Origin of the sequence: Paenibacillus sp. S150, from assembly GCF_019352175.1 — a bacterium.
GTDB lineage: Bacteria > Bacillota > Bacilli > Paenibacillales > Paenibacillaceae > Paenibacillus_AQ.
Genome location: NZ_JACBYI010000020.1, coordinates 23,555 through 44,829, shown reverse-complemented (window position 1 = coordinate 44,829; position 21,275 = coordinate 23,555). Strand labels below are relative to the sequence as shown.

The 21,275-nt window shown below is 50.9% G+C and carries 24 protein-coding genes; all 24 read right to left on the bottom strand.

Translation table 11 applies throughout. The annotated features are described in order from the left end of the window. Position 1: 1 nt before the first annotated feature. The 24 genes from HYD27_RS18100 to fliJ all read right to left on the bottom strand — a co-directional run bounded on the left by HYD27_RS18100 (position 2) and on the right by fliJ (position 21,272). Positions 2–499, bottom strand: a complete 498-nt coding sequence (locus HYD27_RS18100) for a chemotaxis protein CheD (RefSeq protein ID WP_219217475.1) — start codon at positions 497–499, stop codon at positions 2–4. Then, positions 492–1,085: a chemotaxis protein CheC gene (locus tag HYD27_RS18095; protein WP_220101669.1), complete on the bottom strand. Its 594-nt coding sequence runs from the start codon at positions 1,083–1,085 to the stop codon at positions 492–494. The genes HYD27_RS18100 and HYD27_RS18095 overlap by 8 nt, the downstream gene beginning before the upstream one ends. A 36-nt stretch (positions 1,086–1,121) precedes the next feature. Then, positions 1,122–1,583 (bottom strand): chemotaxis protein CheW, encoded by a 462-nt coding sequence (locus HYD27_RS18090; RefSeq protein WP_219217473.1) that lies wholly within the window; start codon positions 1,581–1,583, stop codon positions 1,122–1,124. A 27-nt stretch (positions 1,584–1,610) separates the two neighbouring features. Beyond that, a complete protein-coding gene (locus HYD27_RS18085; protein ID WP_219217472.1) occupies positions 1,611–3,683 on the bottom strand; it encodes a chemotaxis protein CheA in 2,073 nt (690 codons plus the stop codon). A gap of 32 nt (positions 3,684–3,715) precedes the next feature. After that, complete coding sequence (locus HYD27_RS18080) at positions 3,716–5,113, bottom strand: protein-glutamate methylesterase/protein-glutamine glutaminase (RefSeq protein ID WP_219217470.1); 1,398 nt, start codon at positions 5,111–5,113, stop codon at positions 3,716–3,718. Positions 5,114–5,149: 36 nt separating this feature from the next. Next, complete coding sequence (locus HYD27_RS18075) at positions 5,150–6,031, bottom strand: MinD/ParA family protein (protein ID WP_219217468.1); 882 nt, start codon at positions 6,029–6,031, stop codon at positions 5,150–5,152. Continuing rightward, complete coding sequence (gene flhF, locus HYD27_RS18070) at positions 6,028–7,446, bottom strand: flagellar biosynthesis GTPase FlhF (protein WP_219217466.1); 1,419 nt, start codon at positions 7,444–7,446, stop codon at positions 6,028–6,030. Before flhF ends, HYD27_RS18075 begins: the two co-directional genes overlap by 4 nt. Beyond that, positions 7,443–9,476 (bottom strand): flagellar biosynthesis protein FlhA, encoded by a 2,034-nt coding sequence (gene flhA / locus HYD27_RS18065; RefSeq protein WP_219217464.1) that lies wholly within the window; start codon positions 9,474–9,476, stop codon positions 7,443–7,445. The genes flhF and flhA overlap by 4 nt, the downstream gene beginning before the upstream one ends. Positions 9,477–9,497: 21 nt before the next feature. After that, positions 9,498–10,592, bottom strand: coding sequence for a flagellar biosynthesis protein FlhB (flhB, locus tag HYD27_RS18060; protein WP_219217462.1), 1,095 nt, complete (start codon positions 10,590–10,592; stop codon positions 9,498–9,500). Between the two features lie 21 nt (positions 10,593–10,613). Further along, on the bottom strand, positions 10,614–11,399 hold the full coding sequence (fliR, locus tag HYD27_RS18055) for a flagellar biosynthetic protein FliR (RefSeq protein WP_219217577.1): 786 nt from the start codon (positions 11,397–11,399) through the stop codon (positions 10,614–10,616). Positions 11,400–11,409: 10 nt separating this feature from the next. Continuing rightward, entirely contained in the window at positions 11,410–11,679 is a 270-nt protein-coding gene (fliQ, locus tag HYD27_RS18050; RefSeq protein WP_219217459.1) for a flagellar biosynthesis protein FliQ, read from the bottom strand. A 22-nt stretch (positions 11,680–11,701) separates the two neighbouring features. After that, the gene (gene fliP / locus HYD27_RS18045; RefSeq protein WP_219217457.1) at positions 11,702–12,466 is read right to left on the bottom strand and encodes a flagellar type III secretion system pore protein FliP; all 765 of its coding nucleotides are present in this window, start codon (positions 12,464–12,466) and stop codon (positions 11,702–11,704) included. Beyond that, positions 12,463–12,990 carry a flagellar biosynthetic protein FliO gene (locus HYD27_RS18040; RefSeq protein ID WP_219217455.1) on the bottom strand — a complete coding sequence of 176 codons (528 nt, stop codon included), beginning with the start codon at positions 12,988–12,990 and terminating at the stop codon, positions 12,463–12,465. The genes fliP and HYD27_RS18040 overlap by 4 nt, the downstream gene beginning before the upstream one ends. A 9-nt stretch (positions 12,991–12,999) precedes the next feature. Further along, complete coding sequence (locus HYD27_RS18035) at positions 13,000–13,365, bottom strand: response regulator (RefSeq protein WP_019910416.1); 366 nt, start codon at positions 13,363–13,365, stop codon at positions 13,000–13,002. A 27-nt stretch (positions 13,366–13,392) separates the two neighbouring features. Then, positions 13,393–14,688, bottom strand: a complete 1,296-nt coding sequence (fliY, locus tag HYD27_RS18030) for a flagellar motor switch phosphatase FliY (protein ID WP_219217453.1) — start codon at positions 14,686–14,688, stop codon at positions 13,393–13,395. Then, the gene (gene fliM / locus HYD27_RS18025) at positions 14,678–15,676 is read right to left on the bottom strand and encodes a flagellar motor switch protein FliM (RefSeq protein ID WP_219217452.1); all 999 of its coding nucleotides are present in this window, start codon (positions 15,674–15,676) and stop codon (positions 14,678–14,680) included. Before fliM ends, fliY begins: the two co-directional genes overlap by 11 nt. Before the next feature lie 39 nt (positions 15,677–15,715). Further along, positions 15,716–16,183: a flagellar basal body-associated FliL family protein gene (locus HYD27_RS18020; protein WP_219217449.1), complete on the bottom strand. Its 468-nt coding sequence runs from the start codon at positions 16,181–16,183 to the stop codon at positions 15,716–15,718. Beyond that, positions 16,180–16,404 carry a flagellar FlbD family protein gene (locus HYD27_RS18015; protein WP_219217447.1) on the bottom strand — a complete coding sequence of 75 codons (225 nt, stop codon included), beginning with the start codon at positions 16,402–16,404 and terminating at the stop codon, positions 16,180–16,182. Before HYD27_RS18015 ends, HYD27_RS18020 begins: the two co-directional genes overlap by 4 nt. A 119-nt stretch (positions 16,405–16,523) precedes the next feature. Beyond that, positions 16,524–17,342 carry a flagellar basal body rod protein FlgG gene (gene flgG / locus HYD27_RS18010; protein ID WP_219217445.1) on the bottom strand — a complete coding sequence of 273 codons (819 nt, stop codon included), beginning with the start codon at positions 17,340–17,342 and terminating at the stop codon, positions 16,524–16,526. A 123-nt stretch (positions 17,343–17,465) separates the two neighbouring features. Then, a complete protein-coding gene (locus tag HYD27_RS18005) occupies positions 17,466–17,849 on the bottom strand; it encodes a TIGR02530 family flagellar biosynthesis protein (protein WP_219217442.1) in 384 nt (127 codons plus the stop codon). Continuing rightward, complete coding sequence (locus HYD27_RS18000; protein WP_219217440.1) at positions 17,846–18,325, bottom strand: flagellar hook capping FlgD N-terminal domain-containing protein; 480 nt, start codon at positions 18,323–18,325, stop codon at positions 17,846–17,848. Before HYD27_RS18000 ends, HYD27_RS18005 begins: the two co-directional genes overlap by 4 nt. A 27-nt stretch (positions 18,326–18,352) precedes the next feature. Beyond that, on the bottom strand, positions 18,353–19,840 hold the full coding sequence (locus tag HYD27_RS17995; protein ID WP_219217437.1) for a flagellar hook-length control protein FliK: 1,488 nt from the start codon (positions 19,838–19,840) through the stop codon (positions 18,353–18,355). Between the two features lie 22 nt (positions 19,841–19,862). Next, positions 19,863–20,810 carry a MotE family protein gene (locus HYD27_RS17990; protein WP_309242088.1) on the bottom strand — a complete coding sequence of 316 codons (948 nt, stop codon included), beginning with the start codon at positions 20,808–20,810 and terminating at the stop codon, positions 19,863–19,865. 18 nt (positions 20,811–20,828) lie between these two features. Next, positions 20,829–21,272 carry a flagellar export protein FliJ gene (gene fliJ, locus HYD27_RS17985; protein WP_219217434.1) on the bottom strand — a complete coding sequence of 148 codons (444 nt, stop codon included), beginning with the start codon at positions 21,270–21,272 and terminating at the stop codon, positions 20,829–20,831. Positions 21,273–21,275: the final 3 nt, after the last annotated feature.

Here is a 21,275-nt window from a genome sequence, read left to right as displayed (position 1 = left end):
GTTATATTTCCTTCGTGCCTTTTTGAACACTGCGGATATACAAAACTCCGGTGCTGCAGGCAATTTCTATCGTACGGCCATAATTGCCGCCTGTGTCCTCCGCAATCAGCGGGATGTTCAAGACCTCAAGAGCAAGCTTGCAGGATTCCACATTACGAGGCCCGATCCTCATGGTGTCACTCCCTCCGGCAAAAGCAAACATCTGGGACCCTCCGGCCATTTTGGCCACGATACGGCTCCGGACGGCCCCAAGCGCCAGCAAGCGGGATAAAAGCTCCGGCACTGCGGTATCCGCAAATTTGGCGATATTCATCTGTCCCTCCCGGGCAATATCGGACGAGGGCAGCATGACATGGGCCATCCCCGCCAGTCTTTTCCCGGGATCAAACAGTGTAAGCCCAACACAGGAGCCAAGGCCCGTTGTACGAACCAGACTATCCTGGCTGCCTACATTAAGATCCGCCATGCCTACTTTGATAATGCTTTGCTCTTCAATCATTTTCGAACGGTACTCCTAATGATTTGAAAATTTTCGGGAAAGATTCAGGATCGGGAATAAGGAAAAATTGCCCTTCGATTTCATTTTGCCCTTCAAGAAAAGTCGTGTCAATCAGCAATGCATCATCCCCCATTTGTCCAAACTGCAGCAGACCGTAGCCGAGGATGGCACCGGCCATATCCATGGCCAATGCCGGTACGGTCGGGTACATCGAAAGCGAAGTGAAGTCCGCGAGGGAAGACAAATATGATCCGGCCAAAATATTGCCGATTTCGCTTAATGCGGACAGCTCCATTTCGCCCAGCTCATCATTGCCGGAGAGCTCGATGCCTGCAACGCGGCTGAGCAGATTCATCGCCGCCTCCGGGGTAAGAATGAAAAACAGGTTGCCCGGTGCCTCACCCTCCACCCGGAGGAACACGGCATACACCAGTTCCTCCGCACCGCCAACCTTGTCGGTGATTTCTTCAAAGCTAAGCAGTTGTACCTTGGGGACTGCCATGTCAATCGGTTTGTTCAGAAGCTGTGATAACGCGGTGGCTGCGTTGCCGGCTCCGATGTTCCCGACTTCCTTGAGCACATCCATTTTGAAATCCTTGAAGTTCTTGAACAGCTCCACAGGCTAGCCCTCAAGACTTTCCAATTGCACAATTTCATTTTTGTTCAGAACCTCGGTAAGGTTAAGCATAATCAGCAGACGGTCTTCTCCGATTTTGGCCACCCCGTCCAAGTATTTCGCCTTGATGCCGCCCACAACATCCGGAGGCGTATCGATGGAATCCCGGTTCAGGTCAATGACATCATTGGCGGAATCAACAATAAAGCCTACTTCCATTTCATTTACGGATACGATGATGACACGGGTCTGATCGGTGTGTTCTGCCTCTGCAATCCCAAAACGGCCGCGCAGATCAATGACCGGAATAACCACGCCGCGCAAGTTGATCACCCCTTTGATAAAGGAATACGTCTTGGGCACGCGGGTGATCGGCATCATGCGCTCGATCGTCTGCACTTTTTCCACTTCAATGCCATATTCTTCAGTTCCCAGTTTAAACACAATCACCTTGATGTCTTCAGCCATGGAATGAACCTCCCTGTTCTATCCTAATTATTTAATAAAAGCATTCGGATCAATAATGAGTGCGACCTGCCCGTCACCAAGAATGGTAGCGCCGGAAATGCCTTGAACCTCCGGCAAGTACTTGCCGAGATTCTTAATCACAATTTCGCTCTGTCCGATAAAATCCTGAACTGCCATGGCTACAAGACGTTCTCCCTTGCGCACGACTACGATTTCCGTTTCTTCTTCTGTGCTTTCATCATAATCCGGTATTGAAAAAATCCTGCTGAGTGAAACCAGGGGAATATGACTGTTGCGGAATTCCAGCATTTTGTTGCCATGGATGGTCCGGATCTGGGATTGTTTCACAATTCCCGTCTCAACAATGGACGAGAGCGGAATCGCATATTTCTCGGAGCCCAGCCGTACAAGCATTGCCGCGATAATGGACAAGGTCAGCGGAAGCTGTACCGAGAAATTGGTGCCTTTGCCCTGAGTGGAATAGACGACCACATTCCCGCCCAGCGAGGTGATTTTTGATTTGACGACATCCAGTCCAACACCGCGCCCCGATACATCGGAGATAACCTCAGCGGTACTGAATCCCGGAGCGAACAAGAGCTGTATTGCCTCATCGTCAGAGTAATTGGAGGCTTGTTCCTGGGTGAGAATCCCTTTTTTTATCGCCGACTGCAGAATTTTTTGCGGATTGATTCCGGCACCGTCATCTTCGATTTCGATAAAGACGTGATTGCCGCTGTGGAATGCCCGGAGGTTGACTGTACCGGTATCGGACTTGCCGGCTGCCAGGCGCTCCTGAATACCTTCGACACCATGGTCTACAGCATTGCGCAGCAAATGGACAAGCGGATCACCAATCTCATCGATAACCGTGCGGTCAAGCTCTGTCTCGGCACCGGTAACCACCAGATCGATTTTCTTGTCCAAGGATTTCGCAAGATCACGGACCATACGCGGAAACCGGTTAAATACGGTATCCACCGGAACCATCCGCAGCTTCATGACAATGTTCTGCAGGTCTCCGCTGACCCGGCCCATGTGCTCGACCGTTTCTGTCAGGTCCCCGTTCTGCACTTCTGAGGCAAGCTGCTCCAGACGGACCCGGTCAATCAGCAGCTCGCTGAAAAGATTCATCAGCACATCCAGACGTTCAATATCGACACGGATTGTGCGGGAAGGCGCTCCGCCGGTTCTGGCCGGAGCTGCTTTGGCTTCTTCTTTGGCATGCGCCGCCGCCGCAGGAGAAGCGTTGCCGCCGGCAGGAGGGGCAGCTTCCTTGGCGGGCGCCGGTGCTTCTGCAGTAGCGGCAACGGTGTCCTGTCCCATTTGACGCAGCGACTCCTGATCAAGCGCAACCGCGGTAACCTTGTCAATCTCTGACAGATTCAGAATCATCGCCTGAATTTCACTGGCTTCCTTCTGGGTTATGTAATAGAGCGAAAAGCTATGATCAAATTTCTCCTGCTCTATGTCCTGGACCGAAGGGAAGGATTTGATAACCTCTCCGGAACGTTCCAGGAGATCAAAGACCATATAAGCACGCACAGCCTTAAGCTGGCAATCCTTGCGGATGGCCACATCCACATAGAGAACTTTATGTCCTTCCTGCAATGACTGTTCCAGGACAGAATATTGGAATTCGTCTAGGAATACTGGAACATCTGCGGCAGTTTGGGCGGCGGCTGCTACTTCGCCGGCAGCCCCGGCTGCAGCAGGAATTTCGCCGCGGACAATGGCCTGCAGCGAAGAGACAATAGCCGAGACATCGGCCTTGCCTTCCCCGCCGCCGGTTATATCCTCAACCATGGATTCCAGAGCGTCCAGACTTTTGAACAGCGTGTCAAAAATGAAATCCTGCATCCGCAGCTTGTTGTTGCGCACCAAGTCCAGAACATTCTCCATTTGGTGCGTAAGTGAAGCCAAATCCTCAAATCCCATTGTAGCCGCCATACCCTTCAAGGTATGTGCGGAGCGGAAAATGACCTGCACAATACTCAGATCTTCAGGATTTGCTTCCAGCCCCATCATACTTTCGTTCAATGATTGCAGATGATCATTTGACTCATCAATAAACATGGATAGATATTGGTTCATGTCCATGAGCGGGCACCCCCTTCAAGTTCGCTTTTCCATTATTTTACGGCTTGCACCAGCCTTGGAGCAATTTCATGCAACGGCAGGACATGTCTGACACACTTCAATTCCACCGCAGATCGCGGCATCCCGTAAACCACACAGGTCTCTTCACTTTCAGCAAAGGTCGATGTCACGCCCGAATCATAGAGTGATTTCATCATTCTGGCACCATCGCTGCCCATCCCTGTCATAAGCACTGCGTGCCGTTCCAGTGAAGTCAATGGCAAAATGGATTCGAACAATGTATCGACGGAAGGGCGGTGCCCATTGCGCGCTTCCTCCAATGTCAGCTCAACAGCATACTGACCGCCGGCAGCCGGCACAACCCGCAGATGATAGCCGCCCGGGGCGATATAGGCTGATCCCTGACGCAGAATCATTCCCTGCTCCGCTTCCGCCACTTCAAGCGGGCTGAAGGTGTTCAGCCGCTGGGCCAGAGATTTCGTGAAATTGGGCGGCATATGCTGCACAATAACAATGGGAGCCGGGAAATCGGCGGGGATATCCTCAAGAAACGCCTTCAGGGCACGGGGACCGCCTGTAGAGCAGCCTACTGCTACCAATTTACGCAAGCCGGCGGCTGCATTCTTTCGCTCTGCAAGTGCGGCTGGCGGGCTATTAAATGAAGCAGCCGGGGCTTGTGGCGAACGTATACCCGGTAATGCAGCTTTGGCTTCTTCCCCGGGATGATCCCTGAATATTTCGGAAGCCGGTTTCTGCGTGGCAGACGGCGGTTTGGCCGTTCCCGGCAACAGAGCTTTGGCTGCAGGGGCCTGCTCCGTCTTTCTGCCCGTCTCTTTCACCTGGGTACGCCCTGTTTCCAGCTTGGACTGGGGCTTGTCGGCAGTCAGCTTGCGCGGAAGCTCCGGTGCTTTCTTGGGCGGCTCCAGCGTCCGCTTGGCAGGCCCGCGGACAGGCTTCGGAGGCAATACTTCCTGTGCAGGCAGAAGCTCAGGCGCCTGATCTGCAGATGCTCTGGCTTCACGCTGCCGGCGGGCCAGCATAGCCTCCTTCATTTGCTCCCTCAGCGCGTCTCCCACAGACCGGATATCCTGGGAGTTCGAAATGGAAGGCTTGCGTATGAAGTCAAAGGCCCCCCATTCCAAAGCCAGAATGGTTTCCTTCATCCCCTCTTCGTTGATGCCCGAGAGCATAATTACCGGCAGCGGACGCTGTGCCATTATTATTTTCAGCGCCTCCAGGCCATTCATTTCCGGCATTTCAACATCCATGGTCACCAGATCCGGAGCAAGCTCATTCACTTTCTCAATGGCTTCACGGCCGTTTGCAGCCGTCGCCGCTACCTGGAAGTTAGCGTCTTTTTCTATTAAATCGGAAATGATTTTACGCATGAACGCAGAATCATCAACAACTAAAACCCGATATGGCTTCATACCCTTTTCCACCTCTGTTCCTCAAGTTCAGAACAATTAATGCTTTCGCTTCAACCACTTGCTGATAAACCCCTTGATGCCTTGAACTTTAGTGGTGTCCGCCGAATCAGCGGCCAAATAGCTTAGCGCAAGCCGGTGCACATCTTTGGCTGCCGCACTGTTCGGAAAAGCCACCGAGAATGGAATTTGCCTTTTTACTGCCTGTACTACATGAGTGTCGCTGCTGATAAATCCCAGAAAAGAAACCTCCAGCTGCAAAAAACGGCTGGCCGCCATACGAATTTTATCGCTGGTGCCAGTTGCCTCTTTCTCATCCCCTGCCTGATTGACAATGAGCTTGAATGAAACCTCCGGGTACGAGTTGTTCACTACCTTCATCAGGGCATACGCATCGGTAATCGCGGTAGGTTCAGGCGTTGTCACCACCAGGCAATCATCCGCCGAAGCAATGAATTTCATTGTTTCTTTGGAAAGACCCGCCCCCGTATCGAACAGGATAAAATCCATCGTGTCGGCAATCCCGGCAATCTCGTCTGTAAAGTAGCTCAAGTCCGCCTCGGATAGCGAAAAGAGCTCATCCATACCGGAACCGCCGGCAATAAAAGGAAGTCCGTTTGGGCCTTTCTGAATGATGTCCCCGATCAGCGCTTCCCGCTTTAGCAAATGATAGAGATTATATTTTGCCGACACACCCATAAGCACGTCTATATTTGCCATTCCGATATCGGCATCGAACAACAGTACTCTTTTGCCCATTGATTTGAGCGCAAGCGCAAAGTTCAAAGTGAAATTAGATTTGCCGACACCGCCCTTCCCGCTGCAAACGGTGATAATCCTGGCTGATGCTCCGGTGCCGGCTGCGCGTATGGGATCTTGGCTCGATACAAGCCGCCTTAAGGATTGCGCTTGATCCATCATGCGCCTCCTGTTCCCAAAATCATCCCGCACAACTGTTCTTTGGTGGCCGTCAGCAAATCATCAGGAACATTCTGGCCGTTGGTGATATATGAAAGCTTCAGCGGATAATCATTCAGAACATTAAAGAGCGGGCCGTAGCTCCCCGTCTCGTCCAATTTCGTAAAAATCACTTTATCCAGCTGATAGCGGCCAAAATGGTCGGCGATCAGCTTCATGTCCCGGCTTTTGGAGGTCAGGCTGAGCACCAGGAAGGTTTCGCTCTTAAGCTCCTTGGCCAGCAGGCTCTGGAGTTCGGCAACCAGCAGCTCATTGCGGTAATTGCGGCCTGCCGTATCCATCAGGACCAGATCACAGCTCTCCAGGCGGAACAGGGCTCTCTGCAAATCTCCCGGCGACTGGACCACCTCCAGAGGCATGTTCAGTATAGCCGCATAGGTGCGGAGCTGCTCGACCGCCGAGATGCGGTAGGTATCCGAGGTAATCAGCCCTACCTTGCGTCCCTGCTTGAACAGCTGCTCCGCAGCCAGCTTGGCTATGGTCGTCGTTTTGCCTACCCCGGTAGGGCCTGCAATATAAACAATTCTTGTATCCGGCGCAATGCCATTTGCGATCCGGCCCGACAAGAAGCTGTCCACTTGAGCCTTCAGCATGTCAGCGAACCGGCCGGGAGCCCAAGTCCGCCCCTCATCTCTCCATTGTTCGAAAACATTGCTGATCCATTCGTCCACCAGCACAGCGTCCGTCTCCTGCTCGGTTAGCCTGCTTTTGAGTTCTTCGAGCGGCTCCGGCAGTTCTGCTGCCTCTGCCGAGTAACGGGCTATCCGCTCCATCCAATGCTTCATATCGCGGATTTCCCGGAGCACATCGCTTTCAGGAGCCGGCCCTTCTGCAGGAGCAGCCTCCCTTCTCCGTGCCTCATCGATCTCCGCCATGCCAGCGGATTTCAAATACTGCGCAGCATCATGCTCTCCGGTAAAGCCTGCTGCCCCGTCCTCTTGGTCAACGACCGGCATAACCGCAACAGCTGTCTTATTCTCGGCAGCCTCGGACAGAGCAGCGGCAATTTCGGCAAAAGCCTGCTTAGCCGCTGCATCACCTGCGGAGCTTCCCCGGTCTGATGGAGCTATAGCGTCCGTGCCTGAAGCCGCGGGCGCTGAAGCCGCCTTCCGGTAAGCTTGTGGAACCGCGCTGCGCGGAATGTTCTGCGGAGCCGGCGGTGCCTTGTCCGGTGCACCGGGCTTTTGAGCATTTTCAACTGCGGCGACCACCTCTATTTTTTTCTTCTTGAACATGCCCATGAAACCGCCGACACGTATCTCCTTGGTGCTCAAAATTACGGCATCGCTTCCCAGCTCGTTGCGGATAGAATACATGGCGTCAGGCATCGAGTCGACTACATAACGCTTCACTCTCATAAGTTCACCACCCCGACGCTTTGAATTTCAATATTAGGCTCCAGCTCACTGTAGGACAACACTGGAATATCCTGCATTGTCCGTTCAATGACCTGCCGCAAATACATCCGGATCGTAGGGGATGTCAATACAATCGGCTGCTGCCCTGATTGAAGCAGGCGGTTAATCTGCTCGGTAAGCCGCTGGTATACCGTCTGCGTGGATACAGGATCAAGAGCCAGATAGCTGCCCTGCTCTGTCTGCTGCACACTTTCGCTGATTTTCTTTTCCAGATTGGGTCCAACTGTAATTACCCGCAAGGTCTCTCCGGTCTGTGAGAATTGCTGCGTGATCTGCCTGGACAGCGACTGGCGGACATACTCGGTCAGAATATCAGGGTCCTTGGTATAGGTACCGTAATCAGCCAGCGTTTCAAAAATAGTCACCAAATCGCGGATCGAGATTTTTTCACGCAGCAGCTTGCCAAGCACCTTCTGGACATCCCCGATAGCCAATACTGAAGGAATAAGCTCGTCCACCAATACAGGATAATTCTCGCGGAGATTGTCGACCAGTTGTTTGGTTTCCTGACGTCCAAGCAGTTCATGCCCATAACGTTTGATAAGCTCCGTCAAATGAGTGGCTACTACGGAAGGGGGATCAACTACGGTATAACCCGATAATTCCGCCCGTTCCTTTACCGATTCGTCAATCCATAACGCCGGCAGGCCAAAGGATGGTTCTACAGTCTCAATTCCATTAATCGACTCATCATCATACCCGGGACTCATGGCAAGATAGTGATTAAGTAATAATTCACCGCCGCCAACGTTATTTCCTTTAATTTTTATGACATATTCATTCGGTTTTAGTTGAATATTGTCGCGAATACGGATGACAGGCACAACCAACCCCATTTCCAGGGCACATTGCCGCCTGATCATGATAATCCGGTCAAGCAGATCGCCGCCCTGGCCTGTATCCGCAAGAGGGATGAGTCCGTATCCAAACTCGAATTCAATAGGATCGACAGTCAGCAGGTTGATTACACTTTCCGGACTGCGCACTTCCTCAATCTGCTGTTCTTCGACAAGCTGTTCCTCGGCAATTTGCTTTTGACTGGCCTTTTGACCCATGCTATAGGCTGCATAGCCCATTAATCCCGCCAGCGGCAAAGTGGACATTACGGTAATCGGGGTGAAAAATCCGAGAAAAGAAATGGTTATGGCAACGATATACAGCAGCTTGGGATAGGATAACAATTGTCCTGTCAGATCCTCTGCCAGGTTGCCATCCGACGCTGCACGGGTAACAATCAAGCCTGCAGCCGTCGAGATAAGCAATGCCGGAATCTGGCTGACCAATCCATCGCCGATAGTCAGTACAGAATACGTGGAGAGGGCATCTTGAAAAGACATGCCTTTGATCGTCATGCCGATAATAAAACCGCCGATCAGGTTAATCAAGAGGATGATAATGCTGGCAATAGCGTCCCCCTTGACAAATTTGCTCGCACCGTCCATGGAACCGAAAAAGTCGGCTTCGCGTTCGATCTTGCGCCGGCGTTCCCCGGCCTGCTGTTCATTGATCATACCGGCATTCAGGTCGGCATCGATACTCATCTGTTTGCCGGGCATCGCATCCAGGGTAAACCGTGCGCCTACCTCGGCTACGCGTTCCGAGCCTTTGGTAATAACGATAAACTGTACAACTACCAGGATCAGGAAGACAATGAACCCGATAGCGATCTGCCCCCGGGCAATCCAGCTGCCGAATGTGGCTACAACCTCGCCCGCATGACCTTCCGCCAGAATCAATTTGGTGGTGGAAATATTCAATGCGAGGCGAAACAGGGTTGTGATCAGCAGCAGTGAGGGAAAAATCGAGAACTGCAGCGGGTCCTTTGTGTTCATTGCAACTAATATAATTGTTAAGGCTATTGAAATATTGATAATCAGCAGTACATCCAGAAGCCAAGCCGGGATGGGCAGAATCATCATAAGCACAATACCGATAACACCCAGTAGAACTGTTAGATCTCTTGCTTTCAATGTCCTCGAACCTCCCCCGGCTTATCTCCTCTTGCCTTTAAGCTTGTATACATAGGCGAGCACTTCAGCAACCGCCTGGAACAGGTCGGCAGGGACAACGTCGCCGATTTCTGCCCTTTGGAATAACGCCCTTGCGAGCGGCTTGTTCTCCATAGTTATAACACCATGCTCCTTGGCCAGTTCACGAATACGGAGTGCCACAAAGTCCTGGCCCTTGGCTATAATTTGCGGAGCCTCCATTTGAGAGCCGTCATATTTCAGGGCAACCGCGAAGTGAGTCGGGTTAGTGATGATCACATCCGCGTTAGGAACCTCCTGCATCATGCGCTGCATGGCCATTCTTCGCTGCCGTTCCCTGATTTTCCCTTTTATGACCGGATCGCCTTCCATTTTTTTGTATTCATCCTTAATATCCTGCTTGGACATTTTCAGGCTCTTCTCATGCTCGTACTTTTGATAAATGTAATCCAATACAGCCATTGCCAAGAGTGCCGCCCCGATTTTGATGCCCAGATTCATCGTCATTTTTGCAGCAAACTTGAAAGCCCCTTCTGCACTGACATGGGCCAGGGAAGCAAAGCTTTCCTTCTCTCCCCAAAGGGTACTGTAGACCAGGTAGCTAATAACCAGCAGCTTGAAGATGGATTTCAAAAACTCTACAAAAGACCGCATGGAGAAAATGTTTTTGAAGCCCTTGACCGGATTGATTTTACTGAATTTTGGAGTCAGGCCTTCAGTGACTATCATAAAACCGACCTCAGCCAGATTCACCGCAAGAGCCATCACGAAGGTAATAATGAACAGCGGGGCCAGGAGCATCAATATCTGCACACCATAGTGGTTAAACATCTCGGTAACATTCTCCGGTGTCACCTGCATCATCATGCGATTCTGAAAAACGTCCGTGTACAGTGTAATAACCCGTTCCTTTATATAGCCCCCAAACATCATCAAGGTTAAAAGCGCCGATAACAGCACAACCGCACCCGATAGCTCGGCACTTTTGGCCACCTGGCCTTTTTTGCGCGCCTCCTGCCGTTTCTTCGGGGTTGCCTTCTCTGTCTTGTCTCCCCCAAAATGCTGAAGATTGAGTTTATAGCGTTTCGTCTTCGGCATAACTCTCTCTCCTTAAGTCACCTAAGGACTCTTCCCCATGAGGCCCAGCAGATTGTGCATGGACTCAAACATAATGTCGAACAGATTCTGGAACAGTACGGCCAGACTCGGCATTAGCAGCAGAAGCAGTATAAGTCCTACAATGATTTTGAGCGGAACCCCAATGACGAACACGTTATATTGCGGAGCCGTTCTTGCCAGAAAGGCCAGGCCGACATCCGTAAGAAAAAGTGCGGTAACCAGCGGGGCCGACATTTGAAAAGCCAGCATGAATGACTGGGCAAATGAACGGACCAGAAACTCCGACAGGCTTCCGTCTATCATTTTGATCAACAGATCGTTATCAATCGGAACCCATTTATAGCTGTATACGATAGCATCCAATAAATAATGGTGTCCATTCATGCTCAGAAACAGCAACACGGCAATCATGTACTTGAAGTTCCCGATCACAGGAGCGGAAGTTCCGGTCATAGGATCAATGACGTTGGCGATCCCGAAGCCGATTTGGATATCAATGAAGGAACCGGCAGTCTGGATGGCCATAAACATCAGATAAGCGATAAAGCCAAGCAATAAGCCTATTAACGCCTCACGGACAATCAGCAAAATATAGGTCAGATCCTGTGGAACGGTAATTCCTGTCCCTCCAGAGCTGAAAACAACCATTGCCACAAAAAAGGAAAGCCCGATCTTGAACGTCGCCGGAATGCTTCTCGTAGAAAAGAGCGGAACCACAACAAAAAAGGCGGAAATTCGACAAAAAATCAGCAAAAAGACGGGAAAACTTTGCAGCAGGGTCTCCATATTCATCCAATCAACCGATGTACATATTGAGATTGCCCAAAATTTGTGAGGTGAAATCTACCAGCTTTGTAATAATCCACGGTCCGAACAACAGCAAGGCAAGCAGGACTGCAACAATCTTCGGAATAAAGGCCAGGGTCTGCTCCTGAATCTGCGTTGTAGCCTGGAATATACTGACAATCAGTCCTACCACCAGACCAAGAATCAGCATGGGAGCGCTTGTTTCGAGCACTAAATATACGGCTTGGCCTGCCAGACCGATAATGAATTCCGTATTCATCCCTTATGCCTCCTCTTGCATCTCAGGTGTTAAAACTTAACAACAAGGATTTAACGACTAAGTACCACCCGTCTACCAGTACAAAGAGCATTATTTTGAAAGGCAATGAAATCATTACCGGAGGCAGCATCATCATCCCCATAGCCATCAGGGTACTTGCCACCACAATATCGATAATCAGAAATGGAATGAAAATCATGAAGCCCATGGTGAAGGCCTTCTTCATCTCTCCGATGGCAAAAGCCGGCACGATCACCGTTAAGGGAATATCGCTGTAGGTTGCAGGCTTAACCGAAGCGTTGTTGCCGGTATAGTTCATAAACAGCAGCAAATCCTTAGTGCTCGTCTGCTTGAACATAAATTCCTTCATCGGATCTGCGGCCTTGTTAAGAGCCTCGGTCTGGGTAAGCGTTCCTTTCATGTACGGCTGCAGCGCCGTCTCATTCACCGTTGCCAGTGTAGGAGACATAATAAACAGCGTCAGGAACAAGGCCAGACCTACAAGCACCTGATTCGGAGGCATGGACTGCGTTCCAAGCGAGGTTCTGACAAAGCCCAGGACGATGACAATCCGGGTGAAGCTGGTCATTAGCACAAGAAAGGCCGGGGCCACGCTCAGAACCGTTACAAGAAGCAGAATTGAGATAGAACTGGTACCGCTGCCCGAACCGTCGCTGCCTCCTACCTGAATATCAATATTAGGGATAGGATCGGCATGTACAGAATGCATCAGCATGGCGCTGAACAGGGCGAGCAGCAGAAATGAAAGAAGCAGCTTATTTTTCATAAATCCCTCGACTCATCCTTAAGCACATCATCCCGGAGCAGCTCCTCCATCTTCTCCTTACGCTCTGGTGCGAGCGCAAGCTTGGATTGCAGCGTCTCATAAAAAGAAGATGTTTCGTTAAGTTCAATTTCCTGTGATGGCACCTCTCCGCGGAATTTGGCTCTAATCTTGGCGACAAGCGGCGCAAGAAAATTATTCTGTCCTGATGATTGATCCTCAAATGCGGAAATAATCAACGCTACCTCAGCCGGATCGGTGATTTTGTCCATCATGGATATATTCTCACCGACCCCGATCAGATAGAGGCTGCCTCCGAGTTCAATGATCTGTATTGACTTGTTCGGCCCGAGGCCCAAAGCGCCAAGTGTACGGATGGAACGCCCGCTCATCAAGGTTTGATTGCGGCGTCCCAGAAAACGGATGAGCAGCACTATGAGCACGACAATTACCGCAAGGACAAGAATAACGTTAAACAAATTCAGCAGGGTGTTACCTGTTCCTAGCGGTTCTACGCTGACTGGCATAAGTTCTTGTTATACGCCCAGCGTTTTGTTAATGGCTTCAATAACACGGTCTGCCTGGAAAGGCTTCACGATAAAGTCCTTGGCACCCGCTTGGATTGCGTCAATAACCATAGCCTGCTGACCCATGGCAGAACACATGATGACTTTGGCATTGGCATCTACTTTTTTGATTTCTTTCAGCGCTGCAATTCCATCCATCTCAGGCATGGTGATATCCATCGTGATCAAATCGGGACGCAGTTCCTTAAACTTCTCAATAGCCTGGGAACCGTCCTGGGCTTCGCCCACTACCTCAAATCCGTTTTTAGACAAAATATCCCGGATCATCATTCTCATAAATGCTGCATCGTCCACGATTAGAATTCGGTTAGCCATTTTTACAAAATCCTCCCTAAGTATGCATTATTGTAATTTTTGAATTCGGTCCCACTGGCTGACGATATCCGTAACGCGAACTCCGAAGTTTTCGTCGATAACCACGACTTCCCCTTTGGCAATAAGCTTGTTGTTAACCAGAATATCTACGGGCTCACCGGCCAGCTTGTCCAGCTCGATGATTGAGCCTTGCGACATCTCCAGAATATCTTTGATCTGCTTCTGGGTCCTTCCTAATTCTACGGTCACTCTCAGTGGTATGTCCATCAATAAATTCAAATTATTTTCGTCGATATTGCCAAAGGCGCCTGAGCTGAGGTTGGCAAATTGCACCGGCTGCACATTTACATTGCGGCCTGTGGCAGGATTCTGCGGTGGAGCCTGCTGATACGGCATTCCTTGCGGCGGCATACCATAGGGCGGCATTCCATAAGCCGGCATTCCAGCGGGAGGATAATAATACCCGCCTTCCGGCATTCCCGGATAAGGTGGCATTCCCTGCGGCGGATATGGCGGCGGCGCAGCTCCAGGCTGTGCTGGAGGTGTCTGCTGCACAGGAGGCGCTGCAGGCGGTTCCTGTGCTGCCGCCGGCTTAGACGGAGCCTCCATCGCCGCTGCGGCCGCTTCCTGATCCGGCTGGCTGACATCGCCGAGCAGCATGGTCACCATATCTTTGGCGAATTGCACCGGCAGCAGCTGCATAATCGTGGAATCAATCAAATCCCCGATTTTGAGCCGGAAGGAAATTTGAATCAGTGTTTCATCATCCGGGAGACTGCCTACCCCCTCCCCGCTCGACATATTCAGAATATCGATGCCCGGGGGCGAAATATTCACGAAGCGGTTGAAAATAGTGGACATGGACGTGGCCGAGGACCCCATCATTTGGTTCATGGCTTCCTGGACGGCGCTGATATGTATCTCATTCAGCTCTTCATCCTTCGGCTCACCTTCACCGCCGAGCATCAGATCAGCGATCACCTGTGCATCCCTGATTTTGATAACCAGTGAGTTGATGCCCTGAAATCCATCCACATATTGTACATGTACCGCAACATGAGGTTTCGGAAAAGCTTCTTCGAACTCTCCGCGTGTGATGATAGATACCTTAGGGGTAGTTATATCCACCTTCTTGCCCAGCAAGGTGGACAGCGCAGTAGCTGCGCTTCCGAAGGTTATATTCCCGATTTCTCCCAGTGCGTCCTGCTCAAAGGGGGTCAGGTAATCGTCCACCGTCTTGGCCGCAGGAGCAAGCCCGCCTTCCGCAGACTGTCTGAGAAGGGCATCAATTTCTTCTTGGGATAAGTAGTCTTTACTCGTCAAAATCTTCAACTCCTTCGCTGACTATCTCGTCTATTTGCACAGCAACACGCTCTTTGATCATCCCGGGACTTCCGATGAATTTCAGCTTGTCCCCCACCTTGATCGACAGTCCGGAATCCACGGTCTTGTTGAGAGAAATAACGTCGCCGACGTTAAGCCCGAGAAATTCAGCAATGGATAGACTCGATTCGCCCAGTTCTGCTACAATCGGCAGCTGCGCCCGGTGAACTCTGGCCCGGATTGCCTCAAGCTCAACCTCATCCCGCACCTTCTTTTCGGAGACAAACCATTGGTGCACGGACAGCCTGGACATAATCGGCTCCAGAACAACGTGAGGTATGCACAGATTGATCATTCCTGTCGTATCGCCGATTTTGGTGCTTAAGGAAATTAGTGCAATGGTCTCGTTGGGCGATACGATTTGCATGAACTGAGGATTTGTCTCCAAAGCCTCCATGCGGGGATTGATATCCAGCACCGTCTTCCAGGCCTCCTGCAGGCTTTCAAAGCATCTGCTGAAAATTCTTTCCATTATTGTGGTTTCAATTTCAGTCAGTGCATTAATCTTGGAAGGCGCCGTCCCAAAGCCGCCCAGCAGTCTGTCCAGCATGGCAAAGGCGATATTCGGATGCACTTCCATGACCATGCGGCCTTCAAGCGGTTCAGCTTCGAAAATATTCAAGATCGTCATTTTTGGAATGGAGCGGATAAACTCATCATAAGGGAGCTGCTCTACTTGAACGACATTGATCTGCACGAAGGTGCGCAATTGGGCCGAAAAGTACGTCGTAAGATAGCGGGCAAAGTTATCATGAATCCGTGTAAGGCTCCGGATATGGTCCTTTGAGAAACGCACGGCCCGTTTGAAATCATAAGAGCGTATTTTCTTCTGGGTTTCCTCTTTTTTTAGTTCGTCGGCATCCATTTCACCGGATGAAAGCGCGGCAAGCAGAGCGTCAATTTCGTTTTGTGATAGTACATCAACCAATTCAATCACCCCCCTATCAAAGAATTAACCCTCCAGCAGCTAAATGGAAGCCAAAATGAATTTAGTGAATTCGATCTGGGTTATAGTGCCTTCGGTCAAATTCTTATTAATAATATTCACGAGCTTGCTGCTGAATTGATCTTTGCCGCTCGCCCCGTTCAGTTCCTCAGGCTTGGCATCGGCAATCGCCTTGATAATAAGCGGCGTAATCTTAATAGCTTTTATCTTTTCGAATTCTTCCTTGGACTTCGCTGTATCCAACTGGAAAGCGATATCTACTGAAAGGATATAATCGGGATCGGCAAGATTAGTTTTGATGTCAGTGATTTCGGCCGTCAGCTCGACGATTTGATCCGCACTGAGCCTTTTGGTCTCCACATTCTGGACTGCCGTATTCACATCATTCGTATCGTTCGGAAAGATCTTATCCATTAGTAAAAATGCAGCTACTACGATAAGTGTAATTGCTAATAAAATCGTAATGAGCCACGGCAGCATCTTTTTCATGAAAGCTCCTCCATTGACTGGACTTTAATGGTGGCAGCATATGTGCCAATGTCCCTGTTATAATCACGGATCTTAGTTATGACTTCATCGGCTTTCTCCAGCACGATCAGTCTTTTTCCGGTTACGAGCGTAATGTACGTATCCGGGCTTTCTTCAACCATTTCTACCAATAAAGCATTCAAAAACATGGGTGTTCCGTTCAATCTGGTTACCGAAATCATAACAGGCCTCCTAACAAAAAATAGGGGGAGGAGTTTCCCCCCCTGACTTCACAATAACGGATCTGCTGACAAGAGAAACGTTATTATTATACAGCACGTTTATGATTATGGTACAAGCATTAACGCTTGAGGTTAACAACTTCCTGCAGGATTTCATCAGAAGTCGTAATTATACGGGAGTTCGCCTGAAACCCGCGCTGGGAGACAATCATTTCTGTAAATTCGCCGGTAAGATCCACATTGGACATTTCAAGCTGGCCGGCGACAATGGAGCCTGTCCCAAGTTCGGCATCATTGGCTGTAGTGATAACAAGCTCACCGTCCGCGTTGGCATTCATTGTCATACGGTACAGATTGCCGCCGATTTTCTCAAGCCCCTCCGGATTGCTCACTTTGGTTACACCAATCTGAACCCCTGCTTCTGTAGTACCGTCCGCCATTGTCTGCATGATTGTACCATCAGAACTAATAGTGAAGGCTGTAACGTCTTCGCCCAGCTGAATGGCTTCACCATCGGAATCAAGCACATGCAGTCCGTCAGAGGTCAGCAGATTGCGGCTGGAGTCCACATGAAAATCACCTGCGCGGGTCAGGAAGGGGGTTTCCTGATCATCAGAGAGCCTGACCAGGAAAAATCCGTCGCCGTCAATGCGCAAGTCTGTCGGATTGTTGGTTGTCATGGCACTGCCGGCCAAATGCAGGGTGTCGATGGAACCTATGCTCACACCCAGTCCAATCTGTTTGGCATTCACCCCGCCTTGCCCTCCATCAACAGGTGCTGTAACACCGGAGACGGTCTGGCTCATGATATCCTTGAACATTACCCGCCCGGATTTGAAGCCGATTGTATTTACGTTTGCAATGTTGTTGCCGATAACGTCCAGTTTCGTCTGGAAACCGCGCATTCCTGAAACACCTGAGTACATTGATCTTAGCATTGTTTGTCTTCCTCCCGGATATAGAGTACTTGGACTCTGAAATGATGTGGATTGTGAATTCGAGCGCTGGCTGCGTCAGTCGGTCGGCAGCCACTTCCGGCTCTCCAGTTAGGACCGGCCGGGTTAAGAGATGATTACTGCACTGTCAATTTGCGTAAATACATTATCCTTCATTGAACTGCCATCCATGGCAGTTACCACGGTCCGATTGGGCACACTGACAATTAGAGCCATGTCTTTCATTAATATCAGCGATTCCTTGCTTCCCTTGGCCGCTGCCTTGTCCACAGCGGATGAGATCTGGTCCAGCTGGCTGCTGCCAAGCTCTATGCCTCTTTGTTCCAGGCGCTTAGCCGCATGGTTGCTGAACTTCAGCATATTCTTCTGCAGCATGCTTTCGAACGAGGCTTCTGTACTTACAGAATTCTTGGAAGCCTGGGGCCGCTGCAATGCAGCCGGATGCACATTTGCGGGATACAGCTGGCCTATCGTGAGCCTGTCACTCATGACGCCGCCCCGCCATCCTCAGAGTCTGCAGCATCATTCGCATTATCGGCTTGTGGGGCAGCATTCTGAATTTGTGTAATATCGGTTAAAGCGATTCGTTCTTCGCCCACAACGGCATATTGGATACCGTTACTGACGACGATAGAATCCACATTGCCTGATTTGGACTGCAAAGTTACAGCATCTGTCCACGTAACGTCCTTGCCGATCAAGCCGGAGACCGAGCCAAGGGACTGATTCAGCGCTGTCAGCTGCGACGAAATATTCATCAGCTGCTCTACCGATGTGAACTGGGCCATTTGGGCGATAAATTCCTTATCCTCCATTGGCTGCATCGGGTCCTGATTCTGCAGCTGGGTGATCAGTATCTTCAGAAACTGGTCCTTGCCCAGCGTTGAATCGCCTGTTGTTTTTTTGCTGCTGTCCGCAACCGAATAATTCCATTGCTCTGAACTGGAAACAGGAGTTGTTGCCATTTTGATTTCACCTCGCTTTTCATCAATCTATGCTTTGGCAGAAAAGCTTCCGCCTTGTTCGCGGTGGTCCGCTTGGGCGCCTGCCACCCATTCTTTCCATTCTCCATTCAGCTCTGCGGCAAGCACAGCGTCACCGATATCCTCGCTGCGTTCCTTGGAGCGTCTCTCCTGCTGCTGTCCTCCGGACCCGCGGCCCTGCTGTCCGTTATATTGCGCCTGCAGCGGTGTATTGTTCTGTGTGACTTCCAATTTCTCAACCTGGAGCCCATGAGACTGCAGAGCAGATCTCAGCTGGCTCATCTGCTGCTCCAGCATATCCTTCGCTGCTGCATGCTCCGTTAAGAACGAGGCTACCAAATGACCGTTTTGCATTGTGATTTTAACATCAACCTGTCCCAGGTTCTCCGGGAATAGAGTGATTGTAGCTTCAGCCACTCCGCCTTTTTTGACAATATCCAGTTTGCCTGTAATAAAAGATTCCATCTCCTGGGCGAACTGAGGCACCGGAACCGGAGCCGCTTCTGCCTTCAAAGGAGCTGTGATGCCTCCACGCAGCGACAATTGGCCTGCAGTTACAACTTCATGCTCTTCATTTCCTGCCGTTGCTTCAGTTAAGGGCTCGGCTGTAGCTGAAGACGCGGGCGTTTCCGCTTTTCCGGCAGCCCTGGCTGGCGGAGTGCTGACCGCTTCTGAACCGGCATCATCTGCAGGTATTACCTTTGCAGCTGCAGTTTCAGGCTTGACGGCAGAGGATATGCCCAAACGAATGTCCGGCTGGGCCGGCGTCTTCACCTTGGACCCGCTATTTGTCTCAGTGCCAGCCGGTGCTGCCAATGACACAGCCGGCGCCTCTGTGCTTACGGTTGTTTTCCCTTTTGCCCTGCTCTCCGGAACAGCTGTTTCTGCCAGTATAGCCGTGAAATTATTCAAAAGCCGGACGCCTTGCGAAGCTGCTTGCTCATCCCCGCCAGCCGCCGCCTGCTGAATCATATTCACAAGGCTGTTAAGCTCATCCTGGACAGCAAACCGGAGTGTCTCCGGATTCCGGGCCAGGGGAGAAAGCGCAGCGGTGTTGGTTCCAGCTTCTGCTTCAACCGTGCCGTCTGAAGGACTGCTTCCCGGCAATAGAGCCGAAACCTGGACAAGCCAGCCTTGCAGCGCAGCCAGCAGGACAGGATCGCTGCTTATGCTTTCATCCAGCCTTGCAAGATCCTCCGTAAGCTCCTGCACCTGCCCGGTATTCCGGGAGCCGCCTGCACCTTCGGTCTCCTCTCCAGCTGCCTGTACGGCATTCATCAGTCCTTGCAGCAGCGCAGCCAGATTCCCCGGAATGGGTGTCTCCGTCCCCTTGGCTGCAGCTCCTGCAGCTCCTTCCATGCTCTGAACAAGGGTCTGTGCAAACGGCAGGAGCGTTGCCTTCCCGCTGGCGGCAGCCGTTGCCGCATTGGCAGCTGTCGCTGCTCCGCCGGATGCCGCTGTGTTGCCGGCAGCCATGGTTTGAACGACTAAACTCATTATTTTCACCTCCCTTCAAAAGCTATTTGCCGCCCATCAGACGGTTCAAAACCTTGGCAGTCTGGGCGCTGTCCTGCTTCGTCATCTCACCCAGAATTGAAGAGCGCACACTGTCGCTTACGCTGTTCAGAATAGTGATGACTTTGTCCGGGCTGATTGCATACATGGACCCCAGCAGCGTTGCCGCATCGGCTGCAGGCATAGCTGTGAAGGTCTGGTTCAGCTTCTCTTGATCCAGGTTGCCGGATGTTGCTGACGCAGCGGCGGAAGCGGAATCCTGCTTCAGTCTCGATTGAAGGGCTGCAATAGCCATATCGGTCGAATTCGTTGTTTCTTTTAGCTTAATGGAGACATCCGCAGCCTTCTTGGGGTCCATCTTCTCCAAAATGGCCGTTTTGCCGGCATTGTTCATGACACTGAAGATTTGCACCATTTCATCGGTGGTCAGATTCTCCATAATCGGTGCGGCTTTGGAGGCCTTCATTCCCGCGTAGAGCTTGGCTAATTCTGTCACCTGCTTCACGTAGGGATCTTCGGCTTCGCCTGTGCTTGCTTCGGCAGCGGCAGCTTCTTCCCTCATGCTGTCTATCTGCTTCTGCAGCGCCTCCGCCTTCGTTGCCTGGGCGGCCATATCTTCATTGGCCTTGGTCAGCTGCTCCGCCTGCGCAGCCAGTTGGTTCTTCAGTTCCTTGATTGTTGTTTCCGAGCTCGCAGCCTGTTCCTCAATTTTCTTTTGCGGATCATCTTCCGTCTCCTCGCCGGCAGCCGGCGCCGGATCAGGAACCCAACTTTCCACAAAGGGAATCTTGTTCGCAATAGACAGAACATTCTGGCGGATATCCATATTAAAAAGAGTCAACAATACGCCAAGCAGCACAAGAGTAAAGATAATCGGAATCATCAGAAACAGAAACCGCTCAAATTTGCTCGCTGACCCTTCATTTTCAAATTCCATTTCATTATTAGCCACTAACGGAAACCTCCTGGGTTAGAGGGATTTCATCGCGAAGCGGACGGTAGCTATCTCATCCAGTTCGTTTTGTTCCCGCAAAATCATACTTTGCTGAAATGCCGTCTGAGCCTTGTCTCTGGCCTTCAGCCATACTTTCTCATCCAGCACCTTTGTGCTGAGCTGATCCTGCTTGTGCCGGACCTCCAGATGTGCACGGCTGATATCCAAATGCTTGCGGGCGATACAGTGATCCAGATAATCCACATAATCCTGCATTTCACGAAGCTTGGCCATGGGTGTTTTTTGTTCGGCCGCCTGCTGCAATGACTGCATCAGTGTGCTGCGCTGAGCGGTTAATTCTTCAAGGCTTCTTTCCTGGGCCTGCAGTTCTCCGAGTGCGCTTGAGAGCATCCACTCTGCCTGTGTTTTTTCATTCCCCTTCAAGTCCACCACTTTTTGAAAAGTATAATGGAATCTCACTAT

What these genes read in the sequence shown, in the direction of transcription:
- HYD27_RS18075 (WP_219217468.1), bottom strand. Translation starts at nt 6,031, where the DNA reads ATGATGGATCAAGCGCAATCCTTAAGGCGGCTTGTATCGAGCCAAGAT.
- fliP (WP_219217457.1), bottom strand. Translation starts at nt 12,466, where the DNA reads ATGAAAAATAAGCTGCTTCTTTCATTTCTGCTGCTCGCCCTGTTCAGC.
- flgG (WP_219217445.1), bottom strand. Translation starts at nt 17,342, where the DNA reads ATGCTAAGATCAATGTACTCAGGTGTTTCAGGAATGCGCGGTTTCCAG.
- HYD27_RS18005 (WP_219217442.1), bottom strand. Translation starts at nt 17,849, where the DNA reads ATGAGTGACAGGCTCACGATAGGCCAGCTGTATCCCGCAAATGTGCAT.
- HYD27_RS18085 (WP_219217472.1), bottom strand. Translation starts at nt 3,683, where the DNA reads ATGGACATGAACCAATATCTATCCATGTTTATTGATGAGTCAAATGAT.
- flhB (WP_219217462.1), bottom strand. Translation starts at nt 10,592, where the DNA reads ATGCCGAAGACGAAACGCTATAAACTCAATCTTCAGCATTTTGGGGGA.
- HYD27_RS18080 (WP_219217470.1), bottom strand. Translation starts at nt 5,113, where the DNA reads ATGAAGCCATATCGGGTTTTAGTTGTTGATGATTCTGCGTTCATGCGT.
- HYD27_RS18100 (WP_219217475.1), bottom strand. Translation starts at nt 499, where the DNA reads ATGATTGAAGAGCAAAGCATTATCAAAGTAGGCATGGCGGATCTTAAT.
- fliQ (WP_219217459.1), bottom strand. Translation starts at nt 11,679, where the DNA reads ATGAATACGGAATTCATTATCGGTCTGGCAGGCCAAGCCGTATATTTA.
- HYD27_RS18035 (WP_019910416.1), bottom strand. Translation starts at nt 13,365, where the DNA reads ATGGCTAACCGAATTCTAATCGTGGACGATGCAGCATTTATGAGAATG.
- HYD27_RS18095 (WP_220101669.1), bottom strand. Translation starts at nt 1,085, where the DNA reads ATGGATGTGCTCAAGGAAGTCGGGAACATCGGAGCCGGCAACGCAGCC.
- fliR (WP_219217577.1), bottom strand. Translation starts at nt 11,399, where the DNA reads ATGGAGACCCTGCTGCAAAGTTTTCCCGTCTTTTTGCTGATTTTTTGT.
- HYD27_RS18090 (WP_219217473.1), bottom strand. Translation starts at nt 1,583, where the DNA reads ATGGCTGAAGACATCAAGGTGATTGTGTTTAAACTGGGAACTGAAGAA.
- HYD27_RS18040 (WP_219217455.1), bottom strand. Translation starts at nt 12,990, where the DNA reads ATGCCAGTCAGCGTAGAACCGCTAGGAACAGGTAACACCCTGCTGAAT.
- flhF (WP_219217466.1), bottom strand. Translation starts at nt 7,446, where the DNA reads ATGAGAGTGAAGCGTTATGTAGTCGACTCGATGCCTGACGCCATGTAT.
- HYD27_RS18020 (WP_219217449.1), bottom strand. Translation starts at nt 16,183, where the DNA reads ATGAAAAAGATGCTGCCGTGGCTCATTACGATTTTATTAGCAATTACA.
- HYD27_RS18000 (WP_219217440.1), bottom strand. Translation starts at nt 18,325, where the DNA reads ATGGCAACAACTCCTGTTTCCAGTTCAGAGCAATGGAATTATTCGGTT.
- HYD27_RS18015 (WP_219217447.1), bottom strand. Translation starts at nt 16,404, where the DNA reads ATGATTTCGGTAACCAGATTGAACGGAACACCCATGTTTTTGAATGCT.
- HYD27_RS17995 (WP_219217437.1), bottom strand. Translation starts at nt 19,840, where the DNA reads ATGAGTTTAGTCGTTCAAACCATGGCTGCCGGCAACACAGCGGCATCC.